Source organism: Janthinobacterium sp. BJB446 (assembly GCF_002735655.1).
Classification (GTDB): Bacteria; Pseudomonadota; Gammaproteobacteria; order Burkholderiales; family Burkholderiaceae_D; genus Janthinobacterium; species Janthinobacterium lividum.
Genome location: NZ_PDZK01000001.1, coordinates 1,745,429 through 1,760,240, shown reverse-complemented (window position 1 = coordinate 1,760,240; position 14,812 = coordinate 1,745,429). Strand labels below are relative to the sequence as shown.

19 protein-coding genes are annotated in these 14,812 nt (G+C 60.5%); 4 read left to right on the top strand and 15 right to left on the bottom strand.

Annotated features, from left to right (window positions below):
- Positions 1–184: 184 nt before the first annotated feature.
- The 5 genes from CSQ92_RS07795 to CSQ92_RS07775 all read right to left on the bottom strand — a co-directional run bounded on the left by CSQ92_RS07795 (position 185) and on the right by CSQ92_RS07775 (position 2,980).
- Complete coding sequence (locus CSQ92_RS07795; protein ID WP_099393766.1) at positions 185–391, bottom strand: hypothetical protein; 207 nt, start codon at positions 389–391, stop codon at positions 185–187.
- Between the two features lie 76 nt (positions 392–467).
- Entirely contained in the window at positions 468–674 is a 207-nt protein-coding gene (locus CSQ92_RS07790; protein WP_099393765.1) for a DUF2158 domain-containing protein, read from the bottom strand.
- Between the two features lie 127 nt (positions 675–801).
- Positions 802–1,374 carry a manganese efflux pump MntP gene (gene mntP / locus CSQ92_RS07785; RefSeq protein WP_034785905.1) on the bottom strand — a complete coding sequence of 191 codons (573 nt, stop codon included), beginning with the start codon at positions 1,372–1,374 and terminating at the stop codon, positions 802–804.
- Positions 1,375–1,428: 54 nt separating this feature from the next.
- Positions 1,429–2,283, bottom strand: a complete 855-nt coding sequence (locus tag CSQ92_RS07780) for an undecaprenyl-diphosphate phosphatase (protein WP_099393764.1) — start codon at positions 2,281–2,283, stop codon at positions 1,429–1,431.
- Between the two features lie 76 nt (positions 2,284–2,359).
- On the bottom strand, positions 2,360–2,980 hold the full coding sequence (locus tag CSQ92_RS07775) for a LysE family translocator (protein ID WP_034785902.1): 621 nt from the start codon (positions 2,978–2,980) through the stop codon (positions 2,360–2,362).
- Positions 2,981–3,152: 172 nt separating this feature from the next.
- Here CSQ92_RS07775 and CSQ92_RS07770 point away from each other — a divergent pair, with 172 nt between their 5' ends.
- A complete protein-coding gene (locus tag CSQ92_RS07770) occupies positions 3,153–4,046 on the top strand; it encodes a LysR substrate-binding domain-containing protein (protein ID WP_099393763.1) in 894 nt (297 codons plus the stop codon).
- 9 nt (positions 4,047–4,055) lie between these two features.
- Here the strand turns inward: CSQ92_RS07770 and CSQ92_RS07765 are convergent, their stop codons facing one another.
- From CSQ92_RS07765 to CSQ92_RS07740, 6 genes are all read right to left on the bottom strand, one after another.
- A complete protein-coding gene (locus CSQ92_RS07765) occupies positions 4,056–4,919 on the bottom strand; it encodes an alpha/beta hydrolase (RefSeq protein ID WP_099393762.1) in 864 nt (287 codons plus the stop codon).
- Between the two features lie 88 nt (positions 4,920–5,007).
- Positions 5,008–5,589, bottom strand: coding sequence for a hypothetical protein (locus CSQ92_RS07760; protein ID WP_139178974.1), 582 nt, complete (start codon positions 5,587–5,589; stop codon positions 5,008–5,010).
- A 170-nt stretch (positions 5,590–5,759) separates the two neighbouring features.
- The gene (locus CSQ92_RS07755) at positions 5,760–6,092 is read right to left on the bottom strand and encodes a hypothetical protein (RefSeq protein ID WP_099393761.1); all 333 of its coding nucleotides are present in this window, start codon (positions 6,090–6,092) and stop codon (positions 5,760–5,762) included.
- Positions 6,093–6,117: 25 nt separating this feature from the next.
- Complete coding sequence (locus tag CSQ92_RS07750) at positions 6,118–6,804, bottom strand: hypothetical protein (RefSeq protein ID WP_099393760.1); 687 nt, start codon at positions 6,802–6,804, stop codon at positions 6,118–6,120.
- A 111-nt stretch (positions 6,805–6,915) separates the two neighbouring features.
- A complete protein-coding gene (locus tag CSQ92_RS07745; RefSeq protein ID WP_099393759.1) occupies positions 6,916–8,589 on the bottom strand; it encodes a DUF6138 family protein in 1,674 nt (557 codons plus the stop codon).
- 107 nt (positions 8,590–8,696) lie between these two features.
- Complete coding sequence (locus tag CSQ92_RS07740) at positions 8,697–9,014, bottom strand: hypothetical protein (RefSeq protein WP_092605004.1); 318 nt, start codon at positions 9,012–9,014, stop codon at positions 8,697–8,699.
- 254 nt (positions 9,015–9,268) lie between these two features.
- On the opposite strand from CSQ92_RS07740, the gene CSQ92_RS07735 reads away from it, so the two are divergent.
- From CSQ92_RS07735 to CSQ92_RS07725, 3 genes are all read left to right on the top strand, one after another.
- Positions 9,269–10,339: a sensor histidine kinase gene (locus CSQ92_RS07735; protein ID WP_373606019.1), complete on the top strand. Its 1,071-nt coding sequence runs from the start codon at positions 9,269–9,271 to the stop codon at positions 10,337–10,339.
- A 48-nt stretch (positions 10,340–10,387) separates the two neighbouring features.
- On the top strand, positions 10,388–10,645 hold the full coding sequence (locus tag CSQ92_RS07730; protein ID WP_034784632.1) for a DUF1488 family protein: 258 nt from the start codon (positions 10,388–10,390) through the stop codon (positions 10,643–10,645).
- 306 nt (positions 10,646–10,951) lie between these two features.
- Positions 10,952–11,644 carry a DUF3334 family protein gene (locus tag CSQ92_RS07725; protein ID WP_034784631.1) on the top strand — a complete coding sequence of 231 codons (693 nt, stop codon included), beginning with the start codon at positions 10,952–10,954 and terminating at the stop codon, positions 11,642–11,644.
- A 59-nt stretch (positions 11,645–11,703) separates the two neighbouring features.
- Here the strand turns inward: CSQ92_RS07725 and CSQ92_RS07720 are convergent, their stop codons facing one another.
- The 4 genes from CSQ92_RS07720 to CSQ92_RS07705 all read right to left on the bottom strand — a co-directional run bounded on the left by CSQ92_RS07720 (position 11,704) and on the right by CSQ92_RS07705 (position 14,705).
- Positions 11,704–12,150, bottom strand: a complete 447-nt coding sequence (locus CSQ92_RS07720) for a GNAT family N-acetyltransferase (protein ID WP_099393758.1) — start codon at positions 12,148–12,150, stop codon at positions 11,704–11,706.
- A gap of 64 nt (positions 12,151–12,214) precedes the next feature.
- Positions 12,215–12,871: a hypothetical protein gene (locus CSQ92_RS07715; protein WP_099393757.1), complete on the bottom strand. Its 657-nt coding sequence runs from the start codon at positions 12,869–12,871 to the stop codon at positions 12,215–12,217.
- 70 nt (positions 12,872–12,941) lie between these two features.
- Positions 12,942–13,490, bottom strand: a complete 549-nt coding sequence (locus CSQ92_RS07710; protein ID WP_099393756.1) for a DUF2939 domain-containing protein — start codon at positions 13,488–13,490, stop codon at positions 12,942–12,944.
- Positions 13,491–13,625: 135 nt separating this feature from the next.
- Positions 13,626–14,705 (bottom strand): hypothetical protein, encoded by a 1,080-nt coding sequence (locus CSQ92_RS07705; RefSeq protein WP_143450312.1) that lies wholly within the window; start codon positions 14,703–14,705, stop codon positions 13,626–13,628.
- Positions 14,706–14,812: the final 107 nt, after the last annotated feature.

The window sequence follows — 14,812 nt, the reverse complement described above, 5'->3', positions numbered from 1 at the left end:
ATTGGAACAGCTGAGTGTTTGATCTAAGTCAATACGTTCACTGCATGGCTTAACGACCATATCGACGTTTGTCGCAAGCGTAGCGAGCGGCGGTGATTTGTGGCTGAGAAGCGCAACCGCACTTCGGTGCAGTGAGCATCGCCAGCCGCAAAGCGCCCCGCGCAGTAGCTTGCGGAAAGCGTCATCATCCAGCGCGAATGGCGCGGATCTGCTGGGCTGTTTCCTCGATCTCCCGATACGCTTCCTGGATATAGCCATTGATCGGATGCCCATCCATCCACTCGAAATAGGCGCGCTCGTCGTGTTTGATGGCAAAAGGAATGTGGTGGTCGCGTATCGATTCGGCCGTTTCGCGCACCAGCGAGGCAAAAAGCAGCTCAAGAGTTTCCATGATGGTCACCTTGCTAGACAGGAATGCAGAACATCGAATGTAGCACAAAGCGGGGCGCCGGCTGCGCCGCTTGCCGTCAGGCGTCGCGGAGGATGTCGAGCGCACACTCGGGATAGGCTTGCTTGAACAGAAATTGGTCTTTTTCGTACACGCAAAAGACAGCCGTACGGTTTTCTTCGCCCGTGAAGTAATCGCCATCGACGCACAGTACCGTCATTGCCGGACCGCCACATTTGACGCGTACGGTATCGCCTTCCTTGAATTGCTTAGTCGATTGCATCATCGCTGCTTTCAGGCTGCAGGAGCCAAGTTGATTCACGTCATCATACGCCAGCAACAGTGCGCGGCGCGCCCGCCAGGCAGGCCGTCGGCGGCTATCGAGAAGGAAGGCGGGGCCGGCGTGCCGGGGTTCAGGCTGCCGGATGGCCGATATGCTCGTACAGGATCACGCAGCCGATGACGATCAGCACCAGGCCGCCCACCAGTTCGGCGCGCCGGCCCGCTACCGTGCCCAGCACGCGGCCCAGCATCACGCCCAAGGTCACCATGACGAAGGTGGAAAAACCGATGGCGGCGGCCGTCACGACGATGTTGGCACCCAGCAAGGCCAAGCCCGCACCCACCACCATGGCGTCGATGCTGGTGGCCAGGCCGGTGACGGCCAGCACCCAGAACGAGTGCGACTGGGCTGGCGCTTCTTCCTCATCGCTATCGCTGAGGGCATTGCGTATCATCAGCAAGCCGATGATACCCAGCAGGCTGAAGGCGATCCAGTGGTCCCATGCTTCCACGTACGGCGCGGCCACGCTGCCCAGGGCCCAGCCGATGATGGGCGTGATGGCTTCGATGACTCCAAAGATCAGGCCCGTGCGCAGCGCCTCGCGCCATTGCGGCTTGTGCAGGGCGGCGCCTTTGCCCACGGCCGCCGCGAAGGCATCGGTGGACATGGCAAGCGAGAGGGCGGCGGTGGCGGCGAAATTCATCGTTGGCTTTCAGTAAAACTGGCTGGGATGTGTATAGCTGGAAACCCGGCGATTTTACCCTACGTACAGCACCACTAAGGAGGCCAGCAGGCAATACGCGCCAAAGAAATGCCAGCGGCCCTGTTCCAGCCAGCGCGACAGCCAGCGCAGGGCCAGCAAGCCGGCCAGGAACGACAGCAGCATGCCCAGCAGGCTGGGGCCAAGCAAGTGCAGCAGGCTGTTGCCGTGTTGCAGATGGTCCAGGCTGCCATTTGCCACGGCCTGGTAGAAGCGCCAGCCTTCCTTGACCAGCACGGCCGGCGTCAGCACGACGGCAAGGGCAAAGCTGAATTCCTCGGCGCGGCGCTGCGGCACGCCCATGGCGATGCCGGCGGAAATGGTGGCGCCAGAGCGGGAAAAGCCGCGGAAAGGCAGGCACAGGCCCTGCACGGCGCCGATCGCCATCGCCTTGCCGATGGACAAGGAGCCATGCTGGCGCGCTTGCTGGCGCGACGACACAATGATCAGCACGCCGGCGGCGGCCAGCGCGGCGGCCATCAGCTTCGCGTTGCCGAACAGGTGTTCGATTTCAAAGCCGGGCGCATCCTCGCTCATGACGTGTGTAATGCCTTTCAGCAAGCCAAAGCCGACGATGCCCGTCAGGGCCGTGGCGGCCACGAGCAGCAGGACGTTGCTGCGGAAGGCGGTGGCGGAGCTGAAGTACGTGGCGCGCCAGGATTTCCAAAAATACACGATGACGGCGAACATGGTGCCCGTGTGCAGCATCACCAGCAGCATGGTCAGCTCCGGCGACGTCGGGTCCAGGCCCATCCATTTTTCCGCCATGATGACGTGGGCGGAGCTGGAGACGGGCAGCAGCTCGGCGAAGCCCTGGACGATGGAAAGGATCAATAATTTCAAAAAGCTCATGGGTATCTGACTCGGGCGGGAAAAGCAGGGTCGCCGATTTTACCCGCCAGATGTGGCGGGCACGTCCCGCGCCAGATTACAGTTTGTCCATGTTGGCGCAGGCGAGCGCGACGCCCAGCGCCATCAGGACCGCGCCGATCAGCCGGTCGATGGTCCGCTGGTGGCTGACCATGCGCATGCGAAAGCGCGCTTGCGAGAAAAAGACGGCCACCAGGGCGAACCAGGCCAGGTGGATGGCGGACATGCACAGCCCGTAGCCGAACTGGACTGTCAATGACGTGCCGGGCTGCACCACCTGGGTATAGGTGCTGATGACAAACAGGGTCGTTTTCGGGTTCAGGGCATTGGTCAGAAAGCCGTTGAGCAAGATTTGACGCCGTGGCACGCTGGCGCCGCCATGCAGGTCGATGACGAGTCCGGCGCGGTTGGCCCAGGTTTTCCAGCCGATCACGGCCAGGTAGAGGGCGCCAGCCAGCTTGATCGCCGTAAATAGCGCAGGCGAACCGGCGATGAGCAGCGCTACGCCAAACATCGTATAGAACACGTGCACTTGCACGCCCAGCGCGATGCCAAGCGCGGCCAGCAGGCCGGCACGGCGGCCATGCAGATAGCTGTTGCGCGTGACCATCGCGAAATCGGGGCCGGGGACGATGGATGCGAGCAGGGTAATCAGGGCAACGGCAAGCAATGCAATCATGTGTCTTCCTTGGACAGTGGTGGCGTCCGCACGGCCATCGGTGACTATTTCTCGCCTGTGCGGCGAGGGCGTGGCGCGCATGCGGGCTGCCGGAAGACAAATTATCCCTATAATGGCCTTCCATGAAAAACGATGATATCTTGCGGATATGTGTGAGAAAAAGTGACAGATTATGACTAGGCAGTCGGCGCTCGGCACCTTGCGGTTCTTCGAGGCTGCGGCCAGGCTGGGCAGTTTCGTCCAGGCGGCCGCGGAGCTGCACGTCACGCACGGGGCCGTCAGCCGACAAATCCGCCTGCTGGAAACGTCGCTGGGCACGCCCCTGTTCGAACGCCGCAACCGCGGCGTGTTCCTCCTGCCTGCGGGCGCGCAGCTGCGCGATGCCGTCCAGCAAGCATTCGAGCGGCTCGACGCTGCCCTCGAAGCCGTGCGCCAGCCGGTGCGCCAGGGGCCGCTGGTGGTGTCGTGCGAGCCGACGATCGCGATGAAGTGGCTGATACCGCGCCTCGGCGACTTTTACCAGCGGCATCCCGAGGTGCCGCTGCACCTGTTCGCCTCGGGCGGGCCGGTGGCGTTCCAGCGCGACGCGGTGGACGTGGCGCTGCGCCGCAACGATTTTCTGTGGGATGCGGGCTTGCATGCGGAAAAGGTGTGCGATGAATGGATTGCGCCCGTGTGCGCGCCGGCCCTGCTGGGGCAAGGCCGGCTGGACCTGTCCACGCAGCGCCTGCTGCACACGGCGTCGCGCCCGGCTGCCTGGGCCCACTGGCGCGCCGCCGTCAAGGACGCCGACGCTGACGGCGGAGGCCAGGGCGACAGCCAGACTTACGAGCACTTCTATCTGAGCCTGCAAGCGGCTTGCGCCGGCCTCGGCGTGGCCATCGGCTCTGTCTTCATGGCGCGCGAAGACCTCGACAGCGGACGCCTGGTCGCGCCCTTCGGGTTTCGGCGCGACGGCAGCGCCTATTTCCTGCTGTCGCCGCTGCCATTCGATGGCGATGCGCGCCGCACCACCTTGCTGCGCTGGCTGCGCGAGCAGATGGGGCAGGCGCTGCCGGCGCCGTAGCCGTCCCCCTTATTGCGGCGGCGTGGCCGGCTTGAAGATGCTGCGAAACGCTTTTAGGGCTGCCGGGTGATAAATCGTGCCATGTGTTTCTTCCGGCATCTTTTCCAAGTGCCATTGCAAGCCGGGCGGCGCCTGTTTTTGCAGCACGTCGGCCAGGCGCTGCACTTCGATGGCGATGCCTGCTTCGCTGCTGGACGCCATGTAGAGGCTGTGCTTGCCTGGCGCGCCTTTCGCCAGCAGGGCTGCCGCCTGGCGCGGCAGGGCGCCACGATTCCACCACAGGCTGGGGTCGAAGGCCAGGTAATGGTCGAACAGCTGCGGTTCCAGCAGATACGTTTCCACCACGAACAAGCCCCCCAGCGACTCGCCGACGATGGCCGTTTCGCCCGTTGTGCGGTAGCGGCGCTTGATTTCCGGCATCAGCTCATCGCGGATGAAGGTCCGGTAGGCGGACGCGCCGCCCACCACGGGGGCGATCTTGCGGTCTTCCGCATTCCCGGTCGGGCCCGTCAGGTCGCGCCGGCGCTGCGTATTTTGCATGCCGACCAGCATGAAGGGGCGCATCGTGCCATTGGCTACTGACACTTGCAGCAAGCCGGCCACGTGCAAAAAGTCTTCGGCCATGCCACCGTCCGGCATGTACAGCACGGGCAGCGGTGCGTCGGGCGGCGTATCCCAGGCGCGCGCCATGTAGACATTGATGTGGCGTTTTTCTTTCAGCGCCTGTGAATCGATGCTGAAACTTTCGCCGATGACGAGCGGCGTGGCCGCGCTGGAGGAAGCGGTAGCGGCGGGCGCGGCATTGGCGAGGTGGAAGGGGCTGGACAGCAGCAGGGCAGCGGTGAGGTGTAGTGCAAGGCAAGAGCGGCGCATGTTTTCCTGTAATAAGTAAGTTTGGATCGATGGCATGTACTCGTATAGACATGCCATCAAGCAATTCTATCTTATCTTTGGTGCAGCATTACTTGATCGTCAATAGCTTGCGCTCGCGCACGATTCCCGCCTTGTCGATCGTGTAAGCAACCAGCAGGGCGCCATCCTCGGCGCAGGCGTGGCAGGTGATCAGCGGCGTGGAAAACAGCACGCTCTGGCCGCCATCGCTGGTGGCCGTGCTGCCGACGAAGTCGGCGGGCGCAAACGGCACAGAGTCTGGATGGGCGGCCGCAAACGCGCGCCAGGCCGGTGTGGCGCGGTCTTCCTCGCGCACGGAGTTCTCGTCGACATCGATGGCCGCGCCATCGCTGCCGATCAGCAAGGTGCCTTCATTCGTGTTGGCGCGAAACGGATAGGTGACGGTGGCCAGGGCCGCCTTGCCCAGCGGACGCCAGGCGGAAATGAAGCCGGCATTGTTCGCTTTCACCAGCATCCTGGCGGCGGCGATGGCTTGCGGGCGGGCACCGGAGCGCTGCATGGTGCGCAGCAGGCACACGTCGGGCGCGGTGGTCGATTGTTCGCTGCGGCAAGCCGACAGCGAGCGTTCCTGCCACACGGCGCGCGCGTCGATGGGGCCTGTCGGCTGAGGTTGGGCCTGGGCCGCCTGCATGGCGGCCAATCCTGAGAAAGCAAGAATAGCGCAGTTCAATACGTGGCGGGAAAATCGTGTGGGCATGGGCGTCTTTCAATAGCGGAAACAAGAGAGCTTCCCATTATAGAAGGGCGCCGGCGTGCCAGCGCGCACGGGATGGCAGTGCTGGAGGCCGGCTTGCTCCTCGATTAACGCTTTTTTGCCGCCGCCTGGCGCAAGGCCTTCGCTTCCAGCTTGTTGGGGATGTGCGGGCGCGTGGCCAGCTCCGTCTTGACGGCGGCGATGGCGGCGCCAAACATCTGTTCGGCTTGCTCGCCGCTGGCGCCAGCATAATCCTGCTGGTTGGATTGCGCGGCACGCAGCCGGCGCAGCAGCGCCAGCAATTGCTTGCCGTGCAGGGCGGGCAAATCCAGCGCCAGCACTTGCGCGCCCAGCGTGACCTCCACATGCTCAGGGGCGAGCAGGTGCAGCAATGCCAGGCCTGCGGGCTGGGCGACTGGTGTCAGTTTGGGTTTATCCATCGGCAGTTTATCAATCCGTGAAGGATTACAAGTATTCCCAGATTTCATCGAAGGTTTCGCGCGCGAAATCGTTGCGCCAGGCTTCCGAGTTCTTTTCGCGGCTGACGGCAAATACGGCGCGCCACGCCTGTTTCGACGAGCTGGTGTAGGTCGCAGCGATCTTTTGCAGGCCAGCCTTGCATTGCTCGACCTTGCAGCCGCTCTTCGCCAGTTGCTGGGCGGCAGGTGCCCATGCCAGCGGTACCTTGACGATCTGGCATTCGAAGCTGACGGCCGCCGTCTGTATGCCGTTTTCCACCGTTACCGGGTCCGCCTTGGTGGCCTGGCAGGCGGCGCCCTTCTTGGCGGCGATGACGTTCGCGGCCAGCAGTTCGGCTGCCGGGGTCACGGCCGCGCGCATGGCGGCGGGGAACAGGTCGGCGATCAGCTTGCCCGTTTCCGTTGGGAATTTGGCGTCCGCTGCCTTCAAGTCGCTGTACGACGCGTATTCGGCGCTCTGGTGGCCGGCCAGGCGGGTGGGGCGCAGGTAGGCGTTGAGCTTGGCGACACTGGCTTCATCCTGGTTGATGATGGTCTTAATGTACAGGTCGGCCACGTCGACTGGCGCCAGTTCCGCGGCGTCGGCGGCGATGGCGGGCTGGGCCAGCGCCATGGTGGCAGCAAAGGTGGTCGCGAGCACGGCGATGCGCGATGTTTGTTGTGTTTGGTGCATGTATTTTCTCCACGATTCAATGTCAGGCGCCAAAAGATGCCTTGTGGCAATTTCGGCGCCCGCATTATATATGGTGAAAGTCATAACGTTGCGCACGCAACGTTGTCCACCTCAGGCGGCCGTCTTGCTGGCCGCTTCAAGCAAGGCCAGCAGCAGCTCCTTGCGCCGGCCTTGCGCCTTGCGCGCCAGGGCCGCCAGTTTTTCCAGCTTGCCCCAGACGGGATACAGCATGTGTTCCACCAGATAGCCTTCCAGCCCTTGCAGTTGCTGGCAGAACAGCTCCAGCTTCTCCACCTCCTCCAGTTCCGCCTGGATTTTCACCTTTGCGTTATCCGTGCACGCGCGCAGGCAGGCCGCCAGCGCGGGAGCGGAGGCGGGCGTGACGCCATGTTGTTCGGCGAAGGCTGCCGTGAACTGGTCCTGCACGGACTGGTGTTCCTCGTCGACATTGGCCATGTAGTGCTGCACCAGCGGGAAATAGCGCGAGTCGAGCAAGCCCAGCCCAAACGTGGCGTAACTGCCGGGCATGCAATTCTTTTCGCCTTCCGTGTCGGCATAGAATTCGAATTGCTCGATGGCTGCGCGCGCATACGCTTCCAGTTGCGGCTGCAGGGCGGGCCAGGCGAGGGTATTGGCAAAGAAGCGGTGCGTATCGGATTTCGCCAGTCCCTTGACCGGCAGGTAGGCCTTGGCCTTGGATTTGAGCTTGATCTGGTAGTTTTTCGGAAAACCGTTTTGCAGCAAATGCGTGATGAAGGCCAGCGCCTGTCCATACGCGCCTTCCTCTTCCCGGGCGATGGCGATGCTGATCGTGGCAAACACATCGTTGGCGCGGCATTCCAGCAGCGCATTTTTTACGTGGATATCGCCGTCCGGGAAGGTGCCGCTGCCTTCCTTGAGCATGCGCACGGCCCGTTCGCTGCCCAGTTCGCGCGCGCTTTCCAGGAATTCGAGGCCCCTGGATTTGGCGTAGCTCGGTTCGTGGCGCAATATCATCACGGCGCCATACAGCAGCAGATCGATCGCTTGTCGCGCCTGCGCATCGGGCGCCGCGCCCGGCTTCAGGGTGTATTCCGTGCTGCGGTAGGCTGATTGCTGCACATCATAGAACTGTGGCAGGAACTGCTTTTCCGCCCAGGCCGACACGGCCTGGATGATATCGCTGCGATGTTCGGCCAGCGCTTGCGGCCGCGACTTGTTCAGCTGCTCGATGCGCTCGAATTGTGCGATGGTCCAGGCGATATCGGGCTGCGGAAACAGCTGGGGATCGAGCAGGTGGCGCGCCAGGAAGAAAGTTTCCAGCTTTTTCGTCGGCCGGCTGCCGCGCTCGAGTTTTTGCGTGACGTAGCCGTGTATGCGCTCGAGCAAGGCTAGGCGCTTGCCTTCGTTGACGTAGTCGAGCAGGTTCAGGTGCAGCGTGCCCTGTGCTGTCTGGAATTTGCCGCGAAAGCTGAAGCGGTAGTCGATCAGGGCCGTGTCGGCCAGTGTTTCCAGCTTCGCTTGCACCATGGCAACCAGCTGGGGCGCGATGCTGTCGCGCACGACGGCTTCATCGAGCCCCGATCGTGTCCTCGGTGCGAACTCATCGGCATCAGTCAGCTGGAAATCGTCGGCCGTGGTGCGTCCGGGTTTGTAGTCGAGCAATAAATCACTGAAGACACCCATCTGCAAGGTGGTGCGATTCACGGCGCTTTCCAGGTCGGTGCGCTTCAGGCGCTCGACAAACCAGGCTTCCACGGACGCCATCATTTCCGCCGTTGCCTGTTCTTCTACAAGTGTGCTCATTGACTTCCTTGTGCGTGACATTGGTGCTTGTTGCCGTCACGATCATGTTTAATATAAAGCACTATTTTAGGTGGTCAGGCCTGCCCGGAACAAGGGGCGCACGGCTATCAGGAGGGAGCGCTGAGAAAACGTTCGTCGATTTCGTCGGACTGCGGTCCCACGGTGATCGTGGTGTGCCAGCCGGAAGGCTTTTCGTTGCCATCAAACAAGGCAATGCGTGTGTGGACAAACAGCACAGAATAGACGCCGGATTTCATGTCGCGGTTCAAGTCCCAGTGCATCAGTTCGATCGCTTCGCCCATGCGCGGCAGATGGGCGCCCGGCGGCAGCAGAATGTTCTGATTGATGAATTCCCTGCTCGGGCCCGGTTCCTTGTGGCGTGGATCGATGTAGCGGAACGAGACGCTGGTAACGATGTTGAGCATGCATGACTCCTGCCTGATGATGTATCCGACGACAATAGCACAGGGATCTGGCCGATGCCCGCGCTGCACGGCGCCAGGCAGGCGGGCGCGAATATGTACGGTAACAGACGGTGTTTGACAGGTCGGCGCGCTAGGCTTGCTTATTCTTAATCATTGAGATTGCCGGAAACGTCATGATGCATTTATTCCTAGCGGAACATCGCGCCGAGCTGGAGCGCCGTTGCCGAGATAAAGTCGCCAGGAGACCATTGCGATTGCCGACCGAACAACAGTTACAACACGGCATACCCATCTTCCTGGATCAGCTGATCCGCACGCTGCAGGCGGAAGAGGCAGGCCAGATGGCGAAAAGCCTGGCCATTTCCGGTCCCGCTGACGGCAGTGCGGCGGGTACATCGGAACTGGCCGGCAGTGCCACTATGCACGGCGGGCAATTGCTGACGCTCGGCTATTCCGTCGGCCAGGTAGTGCACGACTATGGCGACCTGTGCCAATCTGTCAGCGACCTTGCCGTGCTCATGGAGGAACAGTTCGCCGTCGAGGAATTCAGGACGCTGAACCGCTGCCTCGACAACGGCATTGCCGAAGCCGTGTCCGAATTTACCCAGCGGCGCGACGTGCTGATTGCCAATGAACAGGCACTGGCACTGAGCCAGCGCATCGGCTATTTTGCCCAGGAGTTGCGCGCTCATCTGGGAACGGCCAGCCTGGCTGTCGCCGCGCTCAAGCAGGGTGGCATGGGTGTGACGGGCGCGACTGGGGCCGTACTCGAGCGCAGCCTCGTGGATTTGCGCACCCTGATCGACCGCTCCCTGGCGGAGGTGCGGGTGGAGGCGGGCCTGACCTTGCAGCGCTCGGTTTTCTTCCTGAGTAACTTCATCAATGAACTGCGCTATTCGGCAAGCCTGGAAGCGAACTTGCTGCACTGCACCCTGGTTGTGGAAGAGGTCGCTCCCTTGCTGCAGCTCCATGCGGACCAGGATCTGCTGCTCTCCGCCGTGGGAAACCTGCTGCAGAATGCCTTCAAGTTTGGCGTGCCAAATGGCACCGTGGTGCTGCGCGCGTATGCGAATGGCGAACGGATCAGGATCGAGGTGGAAGACAACGGCGCTGGCCTGTCGCCCGAGGCCGCGGATGACATGTTCCTGCCATTTACGCAAGCCGGCGCCAACAAGACTGGCCTGGGACTGGGCCTGTCGATTGCCCGGCGCAGCGTGGAAGCGAATGGCGGCAACTTGAGCGTGGAAAGCGTGGTTGGCCATGGCTGCGTCTTCATCATCGACTTGCCACGGCATGTCGATCCTGCCGCCACGTTCGCCACATGAACGGGTGCCACCGGCCTGCGCATTCGTCCCACAGCGGGGAGAACTGCCATGCCCTATGAAATCCTGCGCGACAGCATCGCGCTCGAGCAGGCGGGTGACGCCATCCGTTTCCATTTGACCGTTTTCGGGGCGGAAAAGACGTGCCGTATCACCATAACGGCATTGCACAGCCTGGACCAGGGGCAGGGCGGCGACTTGCTGGCCATCTTCGACACCCACCGCCTGCGCATCGGCCAGCGTGCCTTCGCCTACCTGAGCCGCGATCTGCTGGTCAGCGGCGTGGTCTTGCGCGCCCTTGATTTTTAGTTACTATTTCCTGTGCTGACGCCAGTGCCCAGGCCGGATATGGTATTTCTGCACAGATCATCAAGTAAATGCAGGTATGGCTGGACGGAAATGTTACATCTGGGTATTCTGCGCATCTGATACTTATTTCTATACGGAAAAAGGTAAGAGGGCGGTTCGTGCCGGCGGCAACGCGGCGCGCGCTGCCACGCAAGGTCAGACATGCAAAGGTGAAGTCGTCCGCTTGCTGAGCGAAACTGTCGTATTTCGGCTCGCGGCGGACAGGGAACAGTGCTGTCATCTTTAAAATAGTAGGAGAGGTTGCTCATGGATGCAGAAAAGGATGTTGTGTACGGTACAGAAGATTTGTTGATGAGTTTGTGCAACTCGGTGGTTCGGGTGCTCAACGTTGCAACGCAAAGCAAGGTCAATTATTCGGGCATGGTGCAGCGCATCACCAAGACGGGTTTGAAGCCGGACATCGGCTGCTTCGTGATGTTCGATGGCGGTTTCACGGGTCTGGTCGTGCTCAATTTTGCCGCCGATACGGCGATGGAAATCTACGAGCGCTACATGTTGCACATGGGTATGCCGAAGTCGGAGCTGGCCAGTTTCTACACGTCGGACGAAGTGTCGAACATCATGGGCGAGCTGATGAACCAGATCGTGGGCGACTTCACGGGCAAGGTGCGGCGCGAACTGCAAACGAATATCACCCAGAGCCAGCCGAAGATGCTGGTGCTGAACAAGCAGGTGATGCTCAGCGTCGACACGCCGCTGGACCGCCCGGAAATGCGCCGCGTCACTTTCTACACGGAAAAGAACAATATTTTCTACTTGGAACTGGCGATCGACCGTACCGAGTTCATCAAGTTGCACGATTTCGATTCGCGCGAAGTCGACGCCGACTCGCTGATGGATGGCGAATTCGCGAACCGCGAACGGGACGCCGCCCCGGCGCCTGCAGCGGAACCGGAAGACGACGACAACGCCGACCTGCTCAAGTCGCTGGGCATGTAAGCAATTGCTGTTGATCGTGGCTGGCGGCAGGTTTGCCGCCGGCCACTGTCGCATGCGGCTTACAGGGCCTTGCTCATGAACACCCGGCTCGTGCCTTCCGGGCTGCAGGCGATGTCGCCGAAGCGGCGCCAGCCGCGGCGCTCGTAAAACTCGGGTGCCTGGAAACTGATGGTGTACAGCACCGCCGAAGCGCAGCCGCGCCGGCGTCCTTCCTCTTCGAATTGCGCCAGTATCTGGCTGCCCAGACCCAGCCCGCGCAAGGCGGCGGGCAAATAAAACAGATCGAGAAACAGCAGGCCCAGCGAGGTCCGGCCCATGGCGCCGCCCAGCACCCGCTGGTTGTCGCGGTCGCGCACGACCACGCTCAATACCTGCCTGTCCTGGTATCCCGTGATCGCATCGTTATAGGCATTCAAGCCGTCGAGGATGGTTTGCTCGACCTCCGCATCGATCGTGGCGCTGATGCAGATGGTGTAGGGTAAATCGTGGTGCGGGTGTGCAGGCATGCTCGAAAGGGGTGATAGTCAATAACTGTATGAATATACAGTATTTCACCTGTTCGCGCCTATTTTATTGCGGCAACGTCAAGGTTTCCATCCTGCGCTTGCCGACCATGCCGCTTTGCTGGCTGTCATCGAGCGACCAATATTCGAGCGCATACACATAACTGCCATCGGCGATGGTCAGCGATTCCTTCTGGCGCCCGTTGGGCGCCTTGTAATACAGCCGCCGCGCGGGCTTGCCATCCACGGTCTGCTGGAACGATTGCGGCGAAATGCTGACGCGCTTGCCCGTCTTGCCCGCCATCGACATCGCCGTGATCGTCACGTAAGCCCTGTCCGGGCAGCGGGCCAGCAGGTGTGCGCCGCTCAGGACGGTGGGCTGCGTTTGATCGAGCGGGAAGCCGAACGGCTGCACGCCGATGATGTCCAGGCAATCCATCTGCTGTGCCAGGCCGTTCAGAACGGCCGGGTCGAGCGCGCTGGTATAGTGTTTTTCAGCGGCCTGCGCCTGGCCCAGTGCCAGGCGGCGCTCCAGTTCGGCCAGAGAAATGTCGCTGGGCAAGGGCAGCAGGGCGGGAGCATCCGGATCGGCAGCGTTGGACGTTTCCGCCTGCATGCGCGCGGCGACGGAGTGGCTGCGTTCGGCGCCAGCAATCCCATCCGTGGCATGGGCGGTTGGCGCGGCGCAGGCCATGGCCAGCGCCAAGGCGGTGTGTTTCAGCATGAAGTTTCCTGCAATCTGATGTAAATGACCCGCATTGTGTCTCAGATTGCTGGCGCATGCGCGCGCTTTGCTAATGTGCGGCCATCGCCGAGGCAATCTCGATCGAGCTCAGTTTCCAGCCCCACACGCCATGGCGCAGCAGGACCAGCGCGCCTTCCTGCGCATTGCCATCCTTGGCGCGCACGACGAAAGTGTTCACGCCGGCATAGCCCGCCGTATAGTCGGCCTTCTTCCGTGCACCATCGGCGGGCGCATCCGGATTCGCATTCACCTCCGCTTGCGGGCTGACGGCGCTCTTGTTGACCAGCGCGACCACGCCGGCGGGCGAGACCATGGTGTCGACCATCTTGCCCAGCATGGCATTGGCGATCGACTGTCCCAGGGCGGCCAGCGGGTTGCCGCTGCCGGCTGTCGCTTCGATGCTGCGGGCCATGCTGGCTTCCAGCTGCATCTTGACGCTGGCGCGCAGGGCGGGGAAGTCCACGTGTGCGGCCAGCGCTTCGGCATTGCGCTCGGCCAGCGCAGTCTTGATCTGGTGCAAGGCGTAGTACGGCGAAGCGTAGACGGTGGCGGCGATGGCAATGATGGCCGTAGCGGCGGCAATGGTAGTTTTTTTCAAGTGATGCCTGTGAGTCCGGTAGGGTTGGGATGCGCCCGCACAATTCCAATGTCTGGTGGCGGGCGAGCACGCAGCCTAACTGCTAAAGACGGACAAGGCAATCATGATGCATGGATAATTTTCCATGGCATTGCCCTAGTTTATCGATTGCATGGTTTCTGTATTCAGGTCCTTCTCTAACGAAACGGCGCTTTTGCCTGATTGGTTCGCCAGATCCAGGACCGCCAGGAAGAGGCTGGCGCGGCTTTGATACCGCTGAACATCGGAAATCGCTTCGCTAATAGGATAGACACTCGTGGACTTGTTCATTTTTGAAATAATGACGGTCTTGTCCGAAGATCTGCTTGCCTCCATGGAGTTGATAATGGCCCGCATGGTTTGTTGTGCGAAGAAATTTTTGTCTACGGTTGCTCGCGATCCTTTTAACAGGGTTGATGCCGCCCCAAGGTTGGTCTTGGTCATCAGGCCACCGGTGAGCGTGGTGGCTGTGGATAACAGAAGTTCAGTGATGTCCGCAATCGTATCGGTACGCACCCGTCCAGCCAGCAATTCGTTCTTGAATTGCATGTAATTATGGTCGGCGATGGCCATGAAGTCGCGAACTATCCCGTTTCGTATGCGCATTCGGTCTTTTTCCGATGTCTGGTAAACCTTCCCATCGATCGTTTTTACTATTAATTTTTTTTCCTCGATGAGCAAGATTTGCGATGACTTATCCGCTTCAAATTTTCTCAACGTTGATGCAATCTCGGATAGTTTTGTTTTTCTTTCATCAATTTTATCTTGCAGCGCAGCTATCGCGACGTCAGACGACGGTGTTTTTTTGTTGAGTGCCGAAAATTCCTTCTCCAGGGATTTCAGACGATTTTCTTCGATAGCCTTATATGTCAAGTGCCGCGAAATATCGGCCTCAATACTATGCAAGCCATTTGTCAATGAATGAATGTCGACAAGGGCAAGTGATTTGATTCCAACGTCAGCCTTCCTGGCTTCCTCATCTAGATCCTTGCCTTCGAGGCTATCGTAGTTTATGAGTTGCTGATGGAAGTTCGAGCTGGTTAGCTTATCGTTGGGTTTATATTTTTCTGACAGGGAATTCATGTAGCTCGCACTGAAATCAATTTGAGTTGCCTGATCTTGTGGAGTACGTATCATGCCTGCGCAGCCAGCCAGGGAGAGCAACATTGGAAGCGTCAAGAACATATGAAATTTCATATTTCCTCCCAAAAAGTTGAATCAAATATAGAGAATTTACTTCACCGTGTAGGATGATTCCTACTAATTGTAGTTGGTTGAATATCAATAATTCTAATCAATTGTCA

What these genes read in the sequence shown, in the direction of transcription:
- CSQ92_RS07725 (WP_034784631.1), top strand. Translation starts at nt 10,952, where the DNA reads ATGGATGCAGAAAAGGATGTTGTGTACGGTACAGAAGATTTGTTGATG.
- CSQ92_RS07780 (WP_099393764.1), bottom strand. Translation starts at nt 2,283, where the DNA reads ATGAGCTTTTTGAAATTATTGATCCTTTCCATCGTCCAGGGCTTCGCC.
- CSQ92_RS07770 (WP_099393763.1), top strand. Translation starts at nt 3,153, where the DNA reads ATGACTAGGCAGTCGGCGCTCGGCACCTTGCGGTTCTTCGAGGCTGCG.
- CSQ92_RS07760 (WP_139178974.1), bottom strand. Translation starts at nt 5,589, where the DNA reads ATGCAGGCGGCCCAGGCCCAACCTCAGCCGACAGGCCCCATCGACGCG.
- CSQ92_RS07705 (WP_143450312.1), bottom strand. Translation starts at nt 14,705, where the DNA reads ATGAAATTTCATATGTTCTTGACGCTTCCAATGTTGCTCTCCCTGGCT.
- CSQ92_RS07755 (WP_099393761.1), bottom strand. Translation starts at nt 6,092, where the DNA reads ATGGATAAACCCAAACTGACACCAGTCGCCCAGCCCGCAGGCCTGGCA.
- CSQ92_RS07795 (WP_099393766.1), bottom strand. Translation starts at nt 391, where the DNA reads ATGGAAACTCTTGAGCTGCTTTTTGCCTCGCTGGTGCGCGAAACGGCC.
- CSQ92_RS07790 (WP_099393765.1), bottom strand. Translation starts at nt 674, where the DNA reads ATGATGCAATCGACTAAGCAATTCAAGGAAGGCGATACCGTACGCGTC.
- CSQ92_RS07720 (WP_099393758.1), bottom strand. Translation starts at nt 12,150, where the DNA reads ATGCCTGCACACCCGCACCACGATTTACCCTACACCATCTGCATCAGC.
- mntP (WP_034785905.1), bottom strand. Translation starts at nt 1,374, where the DNA reads ATGAATTTCGCCGCCACCGCCGCCCTCTCGCTTGCCATGTCCACCGAT.
- CSQ92_RS07715 (WP_099393757.1), bottom strand. Translation starts at nt 12,871, where the DNA reads ATGCTGAAACACACCGCCTTGGCGCTGGCCATGGCCTGCGCCGCGCCA.
- CSQ92_RS07730 (WP_034784632.1), top strand. Translation starts at nt 10,388, where the DNA reads ATGCCCTATGAAATCCTGCGCGACAGCATCGCGCTCGAGCAGGCGGGT.
- CSQ92_RS07745 (WP_099393759.1), bottom strand. Translation starts at nt 8,589, where the DNA reads ATGAGCACACTTGTAGAAGAACAGGCAACGGCGGAAATGATGGCGTCC.
- CSQ92_RS07750 (WP_099393760.1), bottom strand. Translation starts at nt 6,804, where the DNA reads ATGCACCAAACACAACAAACATCGCGCATCGCCGTGCTCGCGACCACC.
- CSQ92_RS07740 (WP_092605004.1), bottom strand. Translation starts at nt 9,014, where the DNA reads ATGCTCAACATCGTTACCAGCGTCTCGTTCCGCTACATCGATCCACGC.
- CSQ92_RS07765 (WP_099393762.1), bottom strand. Translation starts at nt 4,919, where the DNA reads ATGCGCCGCTCTTGCCTTGCACTACACCTCACCGCTGCCCTGCTGCTG.
- CSQ92_RS07775 (WP_034785902.1), bottom strand. Translation starts at nt 2,980, where the DNA reads ATGATTGCATTGCTTGCCGTTGCCCTGATTACCCTGCTCGCATCCATC.